We start from the raw sequence: 18,492 nt of genomic DNA, 5'->3' as shown, positions 1-18,492 counted from the left end.
ATGCGCTATGAGACAAATTGGGGTGGTGGAGTCATTTAAGGAAGTTGGCAAAATTAAATGGTTTGGTGGTTTCAACAATCAAACAGGTCAAATAAATGATTATGGATTTGTAGAATGTCAGGGAAAAGGTGATATATGGGTGCATAGAACAGAAATTTATTGTTCAGAATCTGATTTAAAAGAAGGAAAACTAGTAAAGTTTGAATTAAGAATATATGGCAACGGGTATAAATTAAGTAATTTGCACTTACTTAATTTAAGTGAAGAAGAAGATTCAGATATCATTGAATGCTGCTTGAAACATAGCGATCCTAAATTTTGTGCCTTGGCATTTTGGGGATATCTCAATAATAACTCAATCGAAGAAGCTGTTTCCTTAGCGAATCAAAAATTAAGCAGTTTTCTGCCGTGGCAAAAGAAACGTTTTTTAGATTACATACCAGAGCCTATTCTACTGCACTATCAAGCTCGAAATATTCGACAAATATTGCCATATAATAAGCAGTTAGAGTTATGCTTACAACTTTTACCTGATGATTTAAATATAGAAATAGATGCTGCTTTGCGAGAGGAGATATTTAATATTATCTCAAATATTCAAGACCTAAATCTAAAAATATGTGATGAAATCATCAGCAAAGTATATAAATTGTATGTGAATTATCCAGAAGATCGTAAGCGCCTCAATATAAAATTACACGTAAAATGCTTGGTTGAACTGATTAGCAATATAGAAAGTGCCTCTAGTAGAGACATATTATTATCTGAATTGCGAGAGCTTTTAGTACATTCAAAATTAGGCATGATCTGGATAAGTATACCTGATTATATTATTCTGGAAAAACAGATTTGGCCTATAGCGTCAGGAGATAGACGTGTTGGTATTCTTGTAAGTCAAATCAGTAATAAACAAGATTTAAATTATCAAGATAATATTTTTAAAATTGCAGAGATACTTGAAGATTCAACAGAAGAAGATATCACAAAATTAATTTCTATATTTAGACACAAGGATTTGGTTAAATCTCACGACGCAATTTTGAAATTTTTACCTGCTGTTGAACAAATTACTATTCTGATAGCAAGGCTAAACAATAATATTAGTGAAAACACTAAAACTATATCCCATATTGGAAAAATTCTTGCTAAAACTCCAAGTGATGAACTTAAAGTTTTGCTGTCTAAACTGCCAAATAGCCTTAAAAGATGGGATGGAATATTAGAGTTTTTGCCACCAGAAGAAAAAATATTAATCCTGTTGTCAAAGCTGAAAAAAGAATGTCAATTAGAAAATCAAGATATCGTCCAAAAAATTGGAAATGTGATTAATGCTGTTTCCAATGAAGAACGTATAATATTAATTTACCTACTTCCAGAATCGGTAAGATACAAAGAGCCAATCCTTAAATCATTCCATTTTTTGCTTCCAGAAGATCAAATTAAATTAGCGTGGAGTTTTATAGCAGATGGCTCCTTATTTATTTGGCATTATTTGTCAACACAAGCAAAAATACTATGTGTTTATCGCCTAGCAAAAGAAAATACACATATTTCTCTATTTATTACTGAGTTTCAACGTATTCATAACACTAACCCAGAGAACGATGATTTGATAAGATGTGTCCTGAAAATACTATGGGCTAAAGAAAATCCAAATCAAAGCAATAACGTTTTTGAACAAGTAGATAAATTATTGATAAATTATGTAATTAAATATGCTAAAAATTCTACTGAGCCTATAAATCTTGATCCGTTATTGCCTTACTGCAAACCTACAGAAGTGAAAGTTAAATACTGTGAAGGAAAACTATGGGAGAAAGAAGAAATTCAAACAACAGGTGAGACTAAAATAGTAACTAGCGCTTATTGCCCGCGTGCAAGAAATAACTGTAACTTATTTGAACAAAACAGAAGCTCAAATTCAAATTTTGGTTTGTATGGAGCGCGTTTATCTGCTGAATGTTCACAAGATTGGAAAAACTGGTCTTTACTAGAACTTTTTAAAACAGTAGACATTGTGCCATCTATGCCTGATTTGAGAAAGCCGGAGGATTACTTACCAAAACTATCAGGGTGGATTAATCGCATTAACGAAATTCGCTCAAGACTCAAGTGTTCTGTATGTGAAGATATAATGCCGCACAATATAGAATATTCTCAATTTAGTACTAAATTCAGGGTTACAGTTTTTTCTTGCAAACGTGGAGAAGGTCATAACCATAATATTTATTTGAACGAATGCTGGGGATGCAGTGAAATAATTGATAGTAGAGAGAGCAGATACCAGTCACCAGAAAAGAACTATTACATCTGTATTCACTGTGGAAGTGGAACACAACACAGCAACACTTATACTCAAGGTGATATTTGCCCAAAATGCGGCACGATAGGAATGGAAGTTAGTCCCCATAACAAGCGTTACCGTCAGTGTCACTCCTGTAATCACTCAATCAAACTACCTGAAGAGAGAAAAATAACTGGTTCCGAATGTCCTCAGTGTGGAACACGAGGGATGATGCTGACAGTTAATCAAAAGAATGAGAAAATTTGCGTGTGCCGTTCTGATTCCTGTAGATATTCAATATCAGCAACATAACCCATGTTTTAGTTTCTGTATTAATAATCCTTAAACACCACCATGAACACTGCTAAACTCACCACTGATGGCACTCACCAAATCGTTATTTTACCCGAAGACTTTCAACTTACTGGGACTGAAGTTTATATCAAAAAAATTGGTAACGCCATTATCCTGATTGCCAAAGACAACCCTTGGGAATCCCTCATTGATAGTCTAGACAATTTTTCTGATGACTTCATGACTACCAGAGATCAGCAACCCTGCCGAAAGGATTAAACAAGTCTTTTCCCAAAAGGTAATATTTTGAGTCATAAAGGAGTTCAAGCATGACTTATTTTGATTACTTTTGATTAAGGCTTTTCTTGAATGAGTAAAACCATCATTGGAATTGGGATGTTTCTTGGCTCTACGATTGGCAGCTACATCCCTGCATTATGGGGTGGAAGTTTGCTATCCTTCACCTCGATCCTTTTGGGCGTTATTGGTGGCCTTGTGGGGATTTGGCTTGGCTATCGCATATCAAAATATCTAGGTTTTATCTGATTGGCGCTCTATGTCGCCCAAAGCCTTAAACGAGTTTTTTCCCAACAGGTAAAATTTTGAGAGTGTCTTCTATGCGATGGCTTCGCCCGCCGCAGGCATCGCACTTCTTCAATTGAGATTTCCTCCCCAACTTCAACAGCAGATCGAAAAATTAGCAAGTAGTCAGGGAATCTCGACAGAGCAGTTTGTTTTGCTTATTTTCTCTGCTATCCTCTAGAAACAATGCTAATAAATAGGTCTACCAGTCTTCTCCCAAAGAAAAGCCAATCCAACCAAAATATCAGATGAATAGCTACTATTACCCAAAATACAACTTGGTATGAAACCTTCCTATTTTTGTGACGTAATCTTCGTTGAGCGATGAATCCCCCCAACCATCCACCCATCAATTCACACAAATGTAATCTCTTTTCTGGTATTCTCCAACGCCCCTGCTTTGCACGAGATTTATCATCCGCATACAGTGCAAAGGTAATAAAACTCATCGCCGGATAGAGAATCAAAAAAATTGGGTTGAAAGTCGTCAATGCAAAATGTATTGCTCCTAAACTTGGTAATAAAGATAAGAGCAATACCTCGAACATTAAAGAAGATTTTGCTTTCAGCTTAAATGTTTCTTTCTCTATTGCCAAAGATGAAGTTATCGGCATATGTTCGGATACAACTCCCTCAATGAAGGCGTTGCAAGCATGAATTCTTCCGTCTTTCCCAACGGTTAGCTGATAGCAAATCACATCACCAAGTTGTGGACGATGATTTGTTTCTTTGAGTGCAGTGATATGAAGAAAAACGTCTTGACTGCCATCACTGGAGCGAATAAAGCCAAAACCCTTGTCATCCTTCCATGTTGTTAGTTGACCTTTACGCAAAACAGGTTTCATGAAAGACCTTGATATCAATACTTCCTTTTTAAGGTTGCCATATCAAGATCAAATTATTCATATTCAAATTTAATCAGGTCAAAATCAGAGCTAATACTGAAACAATGGAAGTAATGCTAGAGTGAAATATGAACTATGAGTGAACTACCCAATAGTCTTGAAGATGCGATCGCCCAATCTCGTGTAGCCGTCCAAGCTGCCCTTGCAGATGGTTGCACTCGCCTACAAGTTGAGTTACTGTTCCCAGAACTCAAGTTTATGCCGGTAGCGGAACAATTTCTGCCCGTGTTTACAGAATATGATTCCCGTTTGAAGATTTTCTTTGCTGACGCTGGGGCTGCGGCCTTAGCCCGCCGCAATTGGGCTGATGCACCATTTCAAATTTTGGATATCGGCACGGGTAGGGCTGCTTCCTTGCAGACAAAAATTCAGCCAGAGGATGAAATTTTCTTATTCATTGCCCCCACTTCCGTAGAAGTAGTGCAATTGGAAAAGTTATGTGAAGAAATAGGCGATCGCCCTGTAGTCTTGTTAAATCCCCGCCTAGAAGATTCTGGAACTGTAGGCATTGGTTATACAGCTAGGGAAACCCGTCGGCGTTTCATCAGTACCATTGAATCCTGTTATTACCTGCGCCCCATAGATGATGAAAGTGCTTTATGTCGTTGCTACCCAGGACAGTGGGAAGTTTGGCTGGAAACCGGCGGCGAATATCAAAGAATTGCCGAATTACCCACAAAACCATCGGGTGATGATTTGGATCTGATCCTTTTAAAAGGACAACCGCAAACAACAACAGATGCGACACCACAGAAAAAGCCCAGTGTGTTTAAGAGTTTGCAACGGTTTTTAAAGGCGTTGAGTAGTTAGGAGAAAGCAGAGGTAGCAGAGGTAGAATTTATTATCTGCTGCCTCCTTTTATGCAAAAGCTACAAAATTACGCGATATTTAGATAGTTGTATATTTGAACTAGTTGAGTAAAGAGCTTGGTGTTCATGAATATAAGTACCCTACATGATATTGAGTCTGCTGTCAGTCAACTTTCACCAGAGGAGCTTGCTGCTTTCCGTGTCTGGTTTGCAGAATTCGATGCGGCCTTATGGGATAAACAGTTTGAGACAGATGTAGCTGCGGGTCGGCTTGATGCTCTGGCTGAAAAAGCGTTGCAAGATTTGAGAGCAGGAAATTGTACTGAACTGTGAGACACCGAGCAAGCCCAGATTTTTGGTATTGCTATCAACAGTTACCAAGTGATATTCAAGAATTTGCAGATCGATGCTACGAATTACTAAAGCAAGACCCTCGCTATCCATCACTGCATTTTAAGAAAGTAGGAGGTTTTTGGTCAGTACGAGTGGGTTTATACTATCGTGCGCTAGCTGTGGAGCAGGATAAGGATTTTGTGTGGTTTTGGATTGGGTCACACGCAAAATATGACAAACTGTTGGAGTATTAGGTAGCGAGGCGAGTGGTCTAACAAATCACTAGACTTGGTGAGCAAGTTCGAGTCTTGGCGCGACATTAGTATCAATCAAAATTCCCATTACTGGTACTTTTCAGTAAGATAGGTAATATATTCTGCTGCAATAATTCTCTCTGCCCCCAAGTCAATATACATATCGGTAATATTTTCTATGCGAATTAGCAAAGGGTCATGAGTAATTCGCCACCCGTCCTTTTGTAATGCCAATTTCACAACATTGTGAAATTTATCTCTAGCTGACATAAACTTTTTTCTCAGCCTCTATGGGTATTCTAAATATATTTAGCCAAAGTGGTGATGGGAGAAAGAGAAACAATTAAAAATTATTCCCCTATTCCCTTACTCCCTTTTTAATTCCCTTGCAACGGCGCATTTAAGACTTTCTCGATGCGATCGCCTGTTTCTAGTAAATGCGCTTTGGTATATTCATCCTCGGAATTAACTTGCTTGAGTTTCTCATCCAGTTGTTTGAGTTTATACCAAGCCAGAGTGCGAGCATCTTCTGGAACATATTCTTTCCGTAACACCATAGCCGTCAAAATCTTTAGATATTCCCCTTGCAAGCCTCGCCGCAAACTGGAAATTTTGATTGATTTACCTTTTGGTTTGATTACTTCCGTCCAGATATCTGACTGCAAAGTGTCAAATAATTCCGGTAGAGTCAGTGCTTGTCCCTCCTGAGTTTTGAGTTCGATATCCTTGAGACGAGAGAGGCGATCGCCTGAGAGTAAATCCCGCAACACAGAACTCTGCATGAGTAGCACCAAATCATGAATTGGATAATCCAAACGGCCAACTTGCGGAGAACTACCCCAATGTCGCCAACGCGAAGGTGCTAATTTATTCAGTAGTTCTGGTGAAAAACTCAGGGCATCCTCTGCAAACACATACTTTTGCAGCGTCTCTAAAGCTTGACGTTGTTGTTCAACTGGTACTGGTTCAAATGGTAATCGGTGTTGGCGGACTCCAGAGAGGTTATCAGCAGGAATCTCGCTAGGGTGAATGCGATAGAAAGACTGTCCCCCGATGTATTTTGTAGTGTAATATATTTGCTGGAAATAGTTATCCAATACTGTGCCAAAACGTTCGCTCACATCAGTATAACTATCACCAGCCAGTGGGTAACGCTGATCCAGACGTTCCCACATCACCCGCGAATTATTCAACTGCCACTGAGAATAAAGCAGCACATTGCTGCTGTTATCCCAAGCATTGGCTGTGGGGTCAAGGTCATACACATCTTCATCTGTGGAATAACTCAACTCTGGCTTGTAGGATTGTGCAGCAATTTTCTCCAAAATTGGCTTTTCCGCTATGGGAGTTGATGTCTGAATTGGCATATAACCGTACTTAATCGCCCATTCATCATAAAGCCCCACCATGCTGGGAAAATAATCTCCCTGCTTTGTACCTTGAGGGGCGATATTTGGGGGAATGTAGTCCATTACCGAAGTTGTCAGACCTTTAGTTTTGGTAATTTCCGTATTATTCATCTCCTGTGGTGGTAGCAGTGTACTACCACGGAAGTTATGGCGTAAACCAAGAGTATGTCCAACTTCGTGAGCGATAATTAAACGTAAATATTGATTGATATATTCTTTCACTTGGTCTGGAGTTGCCATGTTATCAGGCAGCAGTGACATCGCCAGTGAACCAAAGGCAAACTGATTAGCAGCTTCCATCCCGTAGCATAAATCGTACTCCCCTGCCATTTTCGATAAACGACTCAACAATCCCTGTTGGTCTTGCATCTCCTGAGGGACACCATTGTTTTTCGGATCTAAACCATTGGGGCAAAGTAGACGATTTTGCATCAAAGCTGATAAAGTAGTGCGATTTTGTGTTTGGCTGGGTTGGACGATTCGGCGATAATCATTCTTAAGTAGCCGCACAAAGCTGGCATCTACGAGAATGTCTGCATCCAAAATTTCCCCAGTCAATGGGTTAACGCGGGATGGTCCCATTGCAAAATAACCATCGACTGTGTTAATCCAGCGAATCGTGTTGTAACGAATATCTGCTGGGTCCCATGTGGCATTATCCGGCATTTGTCGGACTTCAATTGCATCTTTAAATCCCGCTTTCAGAAAGGCTTTGTTCCACATCAGGACGCCTTCTTTCATTGGATCGCGGTACTCTAAGGGTACAGCGTTATCAATCCAAAAAACAATCGGTTTTTTGGGACGAGAAATTACTGCTTTTGGGTCTTGTTTTTCCAAATGCCAGCGATTAATGTAGCGGACAAAAGAATCGCCGCGATCGTCTTTGGATAAATCTTGGTAGGCGGTGATGAAATAGCCGATGCGATCGTCAGCAAGGCGCGGTCGATAATCTTGATCGGGTAGTTGGGAGAAGCTATAGTGGACGCGCAGGGTAAAGCCACGCTTGTCAGGTAGCGACGCAAAGCTTGGTATTTCACTCTTATGTCCAACGCCACCAGAAAAATTCAAAACTGATTCAATTTCTAAGTTTTGGGGAAAAGCTTTAGCAGTACCAAAATAGGACTGATCTGTGCTTGCTGGTACTCCTAAACTTACAGATAATCCAGCTAAGTCTGTCAGTAACAAATCGCCCAAGTCGATGAGAATAGTTTTGCGTTTTGGATGAATGCTTTTAATAGAAATAGTGTAGAGAACAGAGTCACTAAAAGACCGGGCTAGCGATCGCACCTGCGGATCTCCCTCACGAGTGCGAAAATGTACATTGCGAATCACAAAGTTTAATTTATTATCCACCCGTTGGAAATAAAACAAAAAATCTTGCAAAGGCATACCACTATAAATACCACGTTCGCCAATGCCCGATTCCAGGGTTGTCGTAGCTAGGTAATTTTTATTAAGTTGCTCCGGTTTAATTTCTAGATAAATTTTATTCTTTTCTTTATGGCGATAAAGGGTGAACAATCCCCCGAACTTTTGAGTGTCTTTGGTTACTTCATCAAACGGCTGTAAATCATCCTTTGCTGGTGGTTTAGTAGTAGAATTAGGCTTTGAATTCGGTTTTTCTGACGGGTTTGCAACTTGCAAAAATGGTTGATATCCTGCTTTTTTAAGGTCTTTTACTAGCCAAATAAACGGTTGAGGCTGTGCGTATTTATTTTGATTAATTACCCAAACTTGCCCTGACGGTAGCCTCTGTTTCTGGGGAATCTTCATATCCTTTGGCGATAAACCGGAGATTTTAGTTGAAGAAGTTTCTGTCGTTAACTGACTATTGGATTTCTCTCCACTTCTGGCTGTAACCACGGCTTCTACAAGTCTGACAGTATGATGCTTGGCTGACAAATCTGGATCAACTATGTTAACAGACGATGACTTGGCGCTAGCCGTTGTTATTCCTAAAAACAAACCATGTAACAAAATTATATAAAAGGTTAATCTGTTATTCATCCGATGTATACCCGATAACTATCCCGGAGTTAATTTTTGACTTTTGCAAAGCTATATAGCCTACTTTTTGGCGATTCTATTAGCTGCTTTATAATAAACAGCAAACTTTAGACTTCAATTTTAGTTGCCATTTTTCAGCTTTATCGAAAATTAAAGGATTTCAGACGGGCAACCTCAACACGTAGTTTCAGCCGGGGTTTAAATCCTCATCTGAAACTCTCTTTTCTACGAGACGCTGCGCGTAGCTTGCTTGTATTGTAGGGGTACGCGGACTCGCTCTTTGTGGCGCTATCCGATGGCTTTGCCAACGTCAAGGGCGAACAGAACTTTCCCAGACGAATTTGGAATTTGGAATTTGGAATTGTTAATAGGCTATTTTACTGTCAGATTTTTCCTAACAATTGTGTCTACAACAAACAGCAAATATTCTTCTTACATTAGACTAGTAAATTTATGGGTAAAAAAGTATCACAAATTAGGCAAAACCGGAAAATTACTTGATTTTAGAAAGCATTTTTAAGCTAACACTTTATTTATATCATCAGAAGAAGCTTGAAGCTACTACAAGTTAGTGATAAGTCGCCCACCAGGAATGCCGTTGGTATAGCATATCGTAGACATCGGCAACCGATGATATTTTTCGTGTAGTATTTATTGATACTATTAATTTTTGGTAGTGAAAAGCAAACTAGCAGAGAAAAATTTTTAATTCAGGATGATCAAAACACTCATTAAAATGTAACAACGGACACAGAAATGTCAACATATTTATCTCAAGTCTGGCTGCTGCTGAGAAATTATGTGAGTGGTACAAGGTTGCAAGATATGCCAAAGACCACATCGCCAGAAACCGAAGCAGTTTTACCTCTAGGAAAAAGTATTAAAGAACCAGACAAAAGCGTTAAATTTGCTCAAGATAATTTGCAGGAAAATTTCTGGTTTCAAAGACTGCAAGAAAGCTTAGAAAAATGGACAATATCAAAGAGCGGTTTGACTTCTAAGATGGGTGATCGCACATTGGGGACTCTACCCTCTGAGTTTTGTTTTAGAATGTGCGATCGCCAGATGCATGAAGAGATTTACGATTTACTGGGGAATGGGGCGCTGAAAACAGAAATAGTCAACCAACTAATGGAATTGGTTGTAACTAATAAAAAAATTTACCCAGAACTGCTTTTTTGGCGGCTAGAAGATTTTTATCGTCGCTGGTGTCAGGGAGAATTTATCGATGCGACACCAGATAAGAACCTACCTCAGAAAACAAGATTAAAGCTAGCGGCACAAAATATTGCGATCGGGCTGAGACAGGTAGACATATATACAGGGCTGAACGTACTGATTTTACTGTTAGAGTTACACCGCTACGCCCAAGAGCGAGATGAACTCAAACAAAAAATCACCTTCTATCCATCTTCTCAACCGGACACAGATAATTTTTTCACATCCCAACTGCTGCGGATCATCAACTATAGCGATGCCCTGGAAATTGGCAACTTTAGCAATATAGTTGGGCAATTCCTCAAAGGCGGTAACTTTCGGGGTGCTTACCTGGGTGATGCCAACCTCACCGGGGCAGACTTTAGCGGTGCCGACCTCAGCCATGCTTACCTCGGCGATGCCAACTTAACCGGCGTAAACTTTAGCAATGCCAACCTTAGCGGTACCAACCTCGGCGATGCCAACCTTAGCGGTGCCAACCTTAGCGGTGCCAACCTCAATGCTGCCGACCTCAGCAGCAGCAACCTTAGCGGTACTAACCTTAGCTGTGCAAACCTTAGCCGCGCCGACCTCAACCGCGCCGACCTTAGCAGTGCGAACCTCAACCACGCCAACCTTAGCTACGCCAACCTTAGCCATGCCGACCTCAGCAGCACCAACCTTAGCTATGCTGACCTAAGTAACGCCATCCTTTTCGGTGCGAATTTGAGTGAAGCTAACCTTAGCAACGTCAGCCTTAGCCATGCCGACCTCTGCCGTGCCGACCTCAGTGGTGCTGATTTGAGGCACGCCATTCTCAATGGTAGTAACCTCAGTGACACAATTCTTTTCAGTACCAACCTTAGTGATGCCATCCTGATCGCCGCAGACCTCAGCTACGCCAAACTTAACGGTGCCAAGCTTAACAATGCCAGACTTAACGGCGCAATGTTTTTAGGTGCCGACCTTAGCGGCGTAGACCTGAGTCGCGTAATTCTCAACGAAGCCGACCTGAGTGGGGTAATTCTCAGCGAAGCCGACCTCAGTAATGCCGACATCACCGACGCTATCCTGTTCGGCACAGACCTCAGCTATGCCAACCTTAACAGTGCTAACCTCAGTGGCAGTAACCTCAGTGGTGCTATCTTCAATGGCGCCGATCTCAGTCACAGCAATCTCAGCTATGCCATTCTCGGTGGTGCAGACCTCAGCGATGCGAATATGGAAAAAATGACCTGGGGTAAAAAGCAGCAGTGGGAAGATGTGCGCGGATTAGAGACAGCAGTTAATGTACCTCCGGCGTTGAAAGAAGAACTGGGACTGAATTGAGATCAGGGGAAGGGAAAAAGCTGAGTTCCGAACACCAAATGCGTGAGTTTCAATCTTAAAAGATGAGTATATTAACTTGAATGATCAACTCAAAAACAGCAAATGTTTAATTATTAGCACGGTGCGATCGCCTTTTCTCTTCCTCCGTGTCCTCTGTGCCTCTGCGGTCTGTCATTCTTCCCACACCCATCAAGCCCAAATTTCTACACTAAACGCGAGACGCCCACCCCACAAGAAGTTAGAAAAATTAGTAGGTTTTAACACCACCCTCCGAGGTCTGAACACGACTTGCCGAGTTCTGAACACCAACTTCCGAGTTCCGAACACGACTTTCCGAGTTCTGAACACGACTTTCCGAGTTCCGAACACGACTTGCCGAGTTCCGAACACGAACTTCCGAGTTCCGAACACGAACTTCCGAGTTCCAATCTCAAAACATGGGGATCTGGGCTTGACTAATGAGCAATACTACCTCAAAACCAGTTTTGAGTGTACTAACTCTAGATCAGAGGGCTATATCCCGCTTGCTAGAGTGTGAGCTGTTCACGTAAAATATAATGCCATTGTTGCAGCAGTTCTCATGACCTCATCTGCGTCGTTTGACACATTAGAGTCTTTACAGGCGGATATCGCTGAATTGATCACTCGTTTACCGACATTAAAAAATCGGCAATTTATTCAGCAAGCACTTGCTACTATTGTTCGTCTAGCTGATAGTGAAATTGAGCGTCTCGATTGGAAAATCTTGTCGGCTGCGTTAGCAGATATGGAGCGAGGTTTCCAGCTTTTTTATGATTATCGACACGTTCGCAAAGTCACCATCTTCGGTTCTGCTCGTCTAGCGGTAGATACACCAGAGTACCAAATGGCGCTTGAGTTTGCTCGCGCTGTTTCTCAATTAGGATTTATGGTGATGACCGGCGGTGGCGGTGGAATCATGCAGGCGGGTCATGAAGGTGCTGGGCGAGAAAATTCCTTTGGATTAAACATTCAGTTACCCTTTGAACAGCAAGCAAACCCTTTTATAGAGGGTGATCCCAAGCTAATTCACTTCAAATATTTCTTTACCCGCAAGCTGTTTCTCCTCAAAGAAAGTGATGCTGTAGCCTTGTTTCCAGGAGGTTTTGGCACTCAAGATGAAGCTTTTGAATGTATGACATTAACCCAGAATGGTAAATTTGGCCCAGTACCTCTAGTTTTAATCGATCGCCCTGGTGGTGATTACTGGCGGTCTTGGAGCGAATATATTGATAAACAATTAGTGCAAAATGGTCTTGTCAGCCCTGAAGACCCCAGCCTTTACACGGTGACAGACAACTTGGATGTAGCTTGTGACGCTATCACCCGTTTTTACCAGGTTTATCACTCCTGTCGATATGTAGGCGATAAGTTAATCGTCCGCCTGAAGACAGATATATCAGACGCTCTTGTAGAGCAACTCAATGCTGATTTTAGCGACATTATTATTCAAGGGCGGATTGAAAAAAGTCAGGCATTACCTCAAGAAGCACAAGATGAAACTGTTGAACTACCCCGGCTGATTTTGCGCTTCAATCAACGCGACTTAGGGCGCTTATATCAGATGATTGCCACAATTAACCAGATGGGTACTCCTTCACCAGAGGATGCAGCGCATCCAGAAAGAAAGTAGCTATCGTAATGCGAGCATAGAAATCGCTATAAATCAAAAAAATTAAGGGTCGGATTTGAGATATTCCTGTAATTGTTGGGTACGCAGTTTTGTGGTATTTTCTAGACAACCAAAATAAATCGTCGGCGCAATACTTCCTCCCTCATTTCTGCTTCTTTCAAACTCACAATTGGTATCTCGAAACTTGATCCATATTACCTGTGCAGCAATCAATTTCTGTTTCCTAGAGCTTTCTAAGGTAGGTAACAATTGTTGATAAACTCGATTCAGTTTTTTATCTGCATTCTGATAAGATAACTTCGTGCATTCATTAATTGCTATTTGAGTTTGAGGATTATTGCAATTGAGCTTTTGAACTAAGCGCATCTCGGCTAAATCAGGCGTTGTACCTGCTAGTGTCATTGTGCGAGTATCTAAACTGCTGAGAGTTAGTATACTTGCCAAAACTAGTAATAATTGACGCATGGCAAAATTTTTATTGTTTAAGTATAGGAATTTGAGATTTTAGGTAGCGTAGAACTCAGATCAGAGCTAACACACCCTACCTTAACTTTATATTTATTACATCTGTTGATTTGTTATTGCCGACTTCCTTCTTGCACTATTAGTCGTTAATACATTCCGGCAACCTAGCCGCAAGAGGGAAGTTGAAATTTTACAAGAATGCTATAAAGAATATTTTAGTGACCTAAGTTTAGCTTTTATATTTTATGAATCGTTCCGCCTGCCTCATCTTCAATCCAGTTGCGGGTCAGGGAGACCCAGACTTAGAACTGGCAGAAATTCGGGCAATATTAGAGCCAGATATTGACCTAGATATTTATCTCACAACTGAAGAAATCGACGCTGACGAGCTGGCCTATGCAGCAGTAGCGAGGGGGGTAGATGCAATCATTGCTTCGGGGGGAGATGGCACTCTCTCGGCGGCGGCGGCGGCTGTAGTGGGTACTGAGATTCCATTTGGGATCATTTCTCGAGGAACAGCAAACGCTTTTGCCACAGCTTTAGGAATTCCTGACACGATCGCAGCTGCATGTAACACAATCCTACAGGGTGGAACCCGCAATGTAGATGTAGCCTATTGCAACGATCGCCCAATGGTACTCTTAGCAGGTATTGGTTTTGAAGCTGAAACTGTAGAATTAGCAGACCGGGAAGCGAAAAATCGTTTTGGAATGATGGCCTACGTTTTGGCAGGAATTCAACAACTGAGAAGCTTAAAAATTTTTGATGTTGAAATTGAAACTGAAGACAAAATAATTAAAACTAGTGCCTGTGCAGTAACAGTAGCAAATGCCGCGCCTGCTACTTCCGTCTTCGCTCAAGGGCCAGCAGGTCTGATTTATGATGATGGGTTACTAGATTTAACGATTGTAGCTCCAGTTAACAAGGCAGGAGCGATCGCTGCTACATTTCATCTATTTCAAACGGCCTCTACAGGTAACGCTGTAGAACGGGATGATATTGGCTTTTTACGAGCCAAACAATTTAAAATTACAACTAACCCACCACAAAAGGTTGTTTTAGATGGTGAAATAGTCGGCACAACACCAGTAGAAATTAAGTGCGTACCAGCAGGCTTGAAAATTTTTGTGCCATTAGTAGAAGAAGTTGAGCCTACGGAAAAACTAGAGGGACTTCCGAATCTAACTATTGAGATGAAAGACACAGTAGAAGAATGAGGGCATTGGGCACTTGTACTGAGCGAAGTCGAAGTATTGGGCATTGGGGAAAGACTTGCTGCAACCTTGCTCCTCTGCTCGCCTTAAATTGAAGATTCAGGAGTAGCTTGCATTGAAACTTGTATCTGATCCAGCGATCGCTAACAAAATTCGTAAAATGAATCAGCGAGTGCGGTGGCAAGATCCGTTAATTGTAGAACGGAACATCGACCAAACTCGGCTGGTGTTGGAAGATGGTCAAACAGACAATTCGGAGTTCTCATTTTTAGTTGTAGGTGATAGTGGTTCCGGCAAGCACCGGGGACACAATCCCCAGCGACAGGTGGCTGAACTCATGCTGCCCCATCACAACGAATCCCGCTTTATGCTGCATACCGGGGATGTGATCTATTTAGTGGGGTCGAGTGAATACTACCACCAAAACTTTATCGAGCCTTACCGAGAGTTTATCTTGGGAGGAGAGCATCCCAGACAGATTGCCTATGACCAGATGATTTTTAAGCTGCCCATTTTACCTGTACCGGGAAATCACGATTACTATAACTTGCCGATTTTATTGAGCTTGGCGTCCTTAACAACATTACCCATTCGTGGACTGTTGCGATCGCGGTTAGACCTAGATGTGGGCTTGCATGGCTCAGGAACCGGTGATGCCTATGCACGGGCGTTTTTGGACTATCTTAACGCCTTTCAGCTTCCCGGAGAGTTAGCCAGCCACTTAGAGAAATATTACACAGCCAAGACAGATACAGGTAGTTGTCTTTGCTATCAACCTGGGCACTTCACCCGCCTTCCCAATCGTTACTACACTTTTCGCTATGGTGGTATTGATTTCTTTGCCTTGGACTCTAATACATTTAACGATCCACCGCCCCTACCTAAAACAAAAAAAGGTAACGCCGATCGCAAAGTCTTAGAAAAACGCCGTGAAGATTTAGAGCAAGAAAAGCTGGAAATTATTGAAACCTCAGCCAAGCTTCGTCCCGAAAACCCTACTGAAGCCGACCAATTAGACGACTTCCACGCCAAGCTGTCACAAATTGAAGAAATTATTGTTGATATCGATAAGCAACTAGCGACTAATAAAACAACGCTAACTGATACTGAACAACTAGACTGGCTCAAACAAAAATTAATTGAATCTTGGAATAATCCTGAAGTTCGGGGAAGGGTGATTTATTTCCATCATCCTCCCTATGTAACTGAAGCGACAAAGTGGCAACAAGCACAAACTCTGATCATTCGCGATCGCCTCCGTGCTGTGCTGGATGCGGTAGCTAAAGAAATAGGTTCCCTAACTCAGGGGCGTCCTTTGCTTGATTTGGTATTAAACGGTCACGCCCACTGCTTAGAACACCTGGAAACAATGGATACAGGACACGCTGATTCTCATATCCACTGGATAGTTTGTGGGGGTAGCGGGTTTAGTTTGCGACGCCAGCGAATTGAGGGAGCAGATTTGATGGAGACTTTTGGGAATGAAAATAGATTAGTAGCGCGATCGCATCTCTTCATTGGTCGCAACGGTCAAGGTTTTCAGAAGCGACGACCTTATTCAGGTTTACGCATTGACGTTAAAGGCGATGGACAGCCTAAGTTTATTGTCCGTCCTTTGGTTGCCGAATGGCATCAGCGAAAATGGCATAATAGTGAACTTGAGCCGTTAATCATTTAAGAAATGGGCATTGGGAAAGAGGAGACAAGAGTTCTTCAATTTTGAATTTTGAATTCATTTCTCCCCACTCCTTCATTAAGTGATTAGCCGGACATAATATTATTTAGCCATAAAAGTAGAGACGCAATCATTGCGTCTCTACAAACCACTTATTTCGCCTTCTGACGTGTAATTGCACCCAGCAAAAGCATAGTGAATTAAATTATTCCTGGGCCTCTACCGCGTTTGTCACCCTTTTCGGTCAACTTGCCTTCCTCGTCCTGATTAACTTCTCCGAGTTCTTCAACACGTTGGGCAGTTTCTTCTGCTGCTTGTTTACGTGCATCACCCGGTTCTTCGTAGTACATTTCCGGTTCAACAGCATAGTTGTTCAACAAACCTTCTTTGTCCACAGTATAACCGTCAGTGGTGCGTATACTATCTGGATCGGTTTGGTCATCCGTAGGTGCATCTGCCTCCCTTTCTTCTGTGGGGACTGTTTTGTACAGATTTCCTTCTCTTTCCATTCGAGCAGCTGTTTCAGCTGGGATAATGCCGCGATCGTATGTATCGGATTCAGCTCGATCGGATGAATCTATACCTTTGTTAACTCCTTCATTAGCCATAAATTATGTCCTCGTTAAAGAATGTATTAATTGACACTTTCCGCTCTCAATAAACGGAGATTCTTAAAACATCACTGTTTTGATATCCTGATTTCTCAGGTTCCCAGGCTGACCACGTTTGCACAAAAAAGTGCGTAGTCATATCTCCTCAAGGTTCTTTCGGGCATGACTTCCCCCAGTCCGGGGGTAGGTTTTTTAATCTTATACTGATCTGAGTATACTACCATGTTCAATCATAAAATTGACTTAAGCCTAAAGGCTTTTGCCCTTTTCATCCCTTGTCTAAAGTCCAGATGTATCGACCTTAGGTCGGACACATCTTTAAGTGTTTTCAAGCAGTATTCTTATAACTTCAAAAACTAGATTACGCTTTTTTTCATCTCCGATCGACTATCTTGAGAGGTGATTAAAATTTAAATATAATCTTATACTCTCTATCTTTTGATGTATCCAAAAGACTAATGTTAAGTTCGGTTAAATACTGATAATTTACGCTCATTGGGTAAAACAAGAGTTTTGACTGAAGGTTTACACAGACACCAATGAAGATTATTCTGCCCATACTACGTTTTGCATCCAAAATAGGATATAGCAATCCTTACAGGAGTTACGAACAAAATAGAACCCGGACTTCTTGAAGAAGTCCGGGTTCTGAGCCTCTGGTGTTTGGAAATCAAACAGTATTGCTCTATTTACAGACATTCCCGACTTTTTAGATAAGTCGGGAATGTCTGTAATATTTTAATGGGTTAGAAATTTATTCGCCCAGAAATTGGTTTTTCAAAAATTGAATTTCATCGGCTAATTCTTGCCGATTAGAAGCCTTCAGTAGATAACGGAAAATAAACCAACTAGCGTAACTAATTCCAATTAACTCAAAGAGCGGTGATAGTAATGGAATATGAGTGATTGCATCCAATACTGCAAAGACTACCTTAACTGAAACAATCGCCGTCAAAATTAAAGCAACGGTTATTAGAGGCTGCTTGTAGTCCTTAAAAAAGTTACTTAAGTATTGGGGCAGTTGCTCTAAAAATTGAGTAACTTGTCTGCTAATTTGCTGCCATTGAGATTCAGGTTCAGCTGCTGGTGACAACCTTGGCAAGTTTTCAGTATCTGTACCTTCAAGTGCTAGCATACCTTGTGATAAGGAAGGATTGATAGATTGATCTTGCTGTTGTTCGGTTTCCATAGTTTTGATTTTCGCTGATTACAAAGAGATTCAATAACTGAACTGAGCATCAATAAATATAATTATTAAGGTCATCAGTTGTCAATTCTTAGTGGTCAGTTATACTTATTACTGACCAATAAGATTGAGCAGGAGGATCGGAATTTATTTCTGCCTACCTACTCACTTGGATTTGTTGTTATCTGCCTTATTTTTTGGTTGCGGCAACAGTTGCTTTAACAACTACACTTTTGACACCTTTAATTTGTTTAGCTAAAGGTTCAATTTTAGCCAACTGCTGTTGA

At 41.2% G+C, this 18,492-nt stretch carries 15 protein-coding genes and 2 pseudogenes; 10 read left to right on the top strand and 7 right to left on the bottom strand.

Going from position 1 to position 18,492, the window contains the following annotated elements:
* The first annotated feature begins 7 nt into the window (after positions 1-7).
* Together V7K15_RS04605 and V7K15_RS04600 are read left to right on the top strand one after the other, a co-directional pair.
* Positions 8-2,596 (top strand): hypothetical protein, encoded by a 2,589-nt coding sequence (locus V7K15_RS04605; protein ID WP_334903431.1) that lies wholly within the window; start codon positions 8-10, stop codon positions 2,594-2,596.
* A 42-nt stretch (positions 2,597-2,638) separates the two neighbouring features.
* Entirely contained in the window at positions 2,639-2,857 is a 219-nt protein-coding gene (locus V7K15_RS04600; protein ID WP_334903429.1) for an antitoxin, read from the top strand.
* Positions 2,858-3,330: 473 nt separating this feature from the next.
* Here V7K15_RS04600 and V7K15_RS04595 read toward each other — a convergent pair whose 3' ends face one another.
* Positions 3,331-4,005 carry a cold shock and DUF1294 domain-containing protein gene (locus V7K15_RS04595; RefSeq protein WP_334903427.1) on the bottom strand — a complete coding sequence of 225 codons (675 nt, stop codon included), beginning with the start codon at positions 4,003-4,005 and terminating at the stop codon, positions 3,331-3,333.
* A gap of 135 nt (positions 4,006-4,140) precedes the next feature.
* Here V7K15_RS04595 and V7K15_RS04590 point away from each other — a divergent pair, with 135 nt between their 5' ends.
* The 3 genes from V7K15_RS04590 (at position 4,141) to V7K15_RS04580 (ending at position 5,461) form a co-directional block, all read left to right on the top strand.
* Entirely contained in the window at positions 4,141-4,875 is a 735-nt protein-coding gene (locus V7K15_RS04590; protein ID WP_334903425.1) for a DUF1995 family protein, read from the top strand.
* A gap of 125 nt (positions 4,876-5,000) precedes the next feature.
* Positions 5,001-5,207, top strand: coding sequence for a hypothetical protein (locus tag V7K15_RS04585; protein ID WP_334903423.1), 207 nt, complete (start codon positions 5,001-5,003; stop codon positions 5,205-5,207).
* Positions 5,204-5,461, top strand: a complete 258-nt coding sequence (locus tag V7K15_RS04580) for a ParE family toxin-like protein (protein ID WP_334903421.1) — start codon at positions 5,204-5,206, stop codon at positions 5,459-5,461. The genes V7K15_RS04585 and V7K15_RS04580 overlap by 4 nt, the downstream gene beginning before the upstream one ends.
* 120 nt (positions 5,462-5,581) lie before the next feature.
* On the opposite strand, the pseudogene V7K15_RS04575 reads toward V7K15_RS04580, so the two are convergent.
* A pseudogene (locus tag V7K15_RS04575) lies at positions 5,582-5,731 on the bottom strand (element excision factor XisH family protein); the annotation flags it as partial.
* Between the two features lie 107 nt (positions 5,732-5,838).
* Positions 5,839-8,877, bottom strand: coding sequence for a zinc-dependent metalloprotease (locus V7K15_RS04570; protein ID WP_334903419.1), 3,039 nt, complete (start codon positions 8,875-8,877; stop codon positions 5,839-5,841).
* A 756-nt stretch (positions 8,878-9,633) separates the two neighbouring features.
* Between V7K15_RS04570 and V7K15_RS04565 the strand changes: the two genes are divergently transcribed.
* The 3 genes from V7K15_RS04565 (at position 9,634) to V7K15_RS04555 (ending at position 13,054) form a co-directional block, all read left to right on the top strand.
* Entirely contained in the window at positions 9,634-11,403 is a 1,770-nt protein-coding gene (locus V7K15_RS04565) for a pentapeptide repeat-containing protein (RefSeq protein ID WP_334903417.1), read from the top strand.
* Positions 11,404-11,691: 288 nt separating this feature from the next.
* Positions 11,692-11,862, top strand: a complete 171-nt coding sequence (locus V7K15_RS04560; protein ID WP_334903415.1) for a hypothetical protein — start codon at positions 11,692-11,694, stop codon at positions 11,860-11,862.
* Positions 11,863-11,983: 121 nt separating this feature from the next.
* Complete coding sequence (locus V7K15_RS04555) at positions 11,984-13,054, top strand: LOG family protein (RefSeq protein ID WP_334903413.1); 1,071 nt, start codon at positions 11,984-11,986, stop codon at positions 13,052-13,054.
* A gap of 42 nt (positions 13,055-13,096) precedes the next feature.
* On the opposite strand, the gene V7K15_RS04550 is transcribed toward V7K15_RS04555, so the two are convergent.
* On the bottom strand, positions 13,097-13,519 hold the full coding sequence (locus tag V7K15_RS04550; RefSeq protein ID WP_334903411.1) for a lysozyme inhibitor LprI family protein: 423 nt from the start codon (positions 13,517-13,519) through the stop codon (positions 13,097-13,099).
* A 245-nt stretch (positions 13,520-13,764) separates the two neighbouring features.
* Here V7K15_RS04550 and V7K15_RS04545 point away from each other — a divergent pair, with 245 nt between their 5' ends.
* A complete protein-coding gene (locus V7K15_RS04545) occupies positions 13,765-14,736 on the top strand; it encodes a YegS/Rv2252/BmrU family lipid kinase (protein WP_334903409.1) in 972 nt (323 codons plus the stop codon).
* Between the two features lie 112 nt (positions 14,737-14,848).
* Entirely contained in the window at positions 14,849-16,411 is a 1,563-nt protein-coding gene (locus tag V7K15_RS04540) for a metallophosphoesterase family protein (RefSeq protein WP_334903407.1), read from the top strand.
* A gap of 197 nt (positions 16,412-16,608) precedes the next feature.
* Here V7K15_RS04540 and V7K15_RS04535 read toward each other — a convergent pair whose 3' ends face one another.
* The 3 genes and pseudogenes from V7K15_RS04535 to V7K15_RS04525 form a co-directional block, all read right to left on the bottom strand.
* Entirely contained in the window at positions 16,609-17,016 is a 408-nt protein-coding gene (locus V7K15_RS04535; RefSeq protein ID WP_334903406.1) for a hypothetical protein, read from the bottom strand.
* Positions 17,017-17,773: 757 nt separating this feature from the next.
* Positions 17,774-18,208, bottom strand: a complete 435-nt coding sequence (locus tag V7K15_RS04530) for a CAAD domain-containing protein (RefSeq protein WP_334903404.1) — start codon at positions 18,206-18,208, stop codon at positions 17,774-17,776.
* Positions 18,209-18,395: 187 nt separating this feature from the next.
* Positions 18,396-18,492 (bottom strand): annotated as a pseudogene (locus tag V7K15_RS04525) (BON domain-containing protein); the annotation flags it as partial.

Origin of the sequence: Nostoc sp., assembly GCF_036919815.1 — a bacterium.
Classification (GTDB): Bacteria; Cyanobacteriota; Cyanobacteriia; order Cyanobacteriales; family Nostocaceae; genus Nostoc.
Note: the sequence above shows the minus strand (reverse complement) of the source record. Positions and strands in the feature narration are given on the sequence as shown.

Coding starts and splice junctions, on each gene's coding strand:
- V7K15_RS04565 (WP_334903417.1), top strand. CDS start 9,634: ATGTCAACATATTTATCTCAAGTCTGGCTGCTGCTGAGAAATTATGTG.
- V7K15_RS04600 (WP_334903429.1), top strand. CDS start 2,639: ATGAACACTGCTAAACTCACCACTGATGGCACTCACCAAATCGTTATT.
- V7K15_RS04605 (WP_334903431.1), top strand. CDS start 8: ATGAGACAAATTGGGGTGGTGGAGTCATTTAAGGAAGTTGGCAAAATT.
- V7K15_RS04550 (WP_334903411.1), bottom strand. CDS start 13,519: ATGCGTCAATTATTACTAGTTTTGGCAAGTATACTAACTCTCAGCAGT.
- V7K15_RS04570 (WP_334903419.1), bottom strand. CDS start 8,877: ATGAATAACAGATTAACCTTTTATATAATTTTGTTACATGGTTTGTTT.
- V7K15_RS04530 (WP_334903404.1), bottom strand. CDS start 18,208: ATGGAAACCGAACAACAGCAAGATCAATCTATCAATCCTTCCTTATCA.
- V7K15_RS04590 (WP_334903425.1), top strand. CDS start 4,141: ATGAGTGAACTACCCAATAGTCTTGAAGATGCGATCGCCCAATCTCGT.
- V7K15_RS04535 (WP_334903406.1), bottom strand. CDS start 17,016: ATGGCTAATGAAGGAGTTAACAAAGGTATAGATTCATCCGATCGAGCT.
- V7K15_RS04555 (WP_334903413.1), top strand. CDS start 11,984: ATGACCTCATCTGCGTCGTTTGACACATTAGAGTCTTTACAGGCGGAT.
- V7K15_RS04595 (WP_334903427.1), bottom strand. CDS start 4,005: ATGAAACCTGTTTTGCGTAAAGGTCAACTAACAACATGGAAGGATGAC.
- V7K15_RS04545 (WP_334903409.1), top strand. CDS start 13,765: ATGAATCGTTCCGCCTGCCTCATCTTCAATCCAGTTGCGGGTCAGGGA.
- V7K15_RS04585 (WP_334903423.1), top strand. CDS start 5,001: ATGAATATAAGTACCCTACATGATATTGAGTCTGCTGTCAGTCAACTT.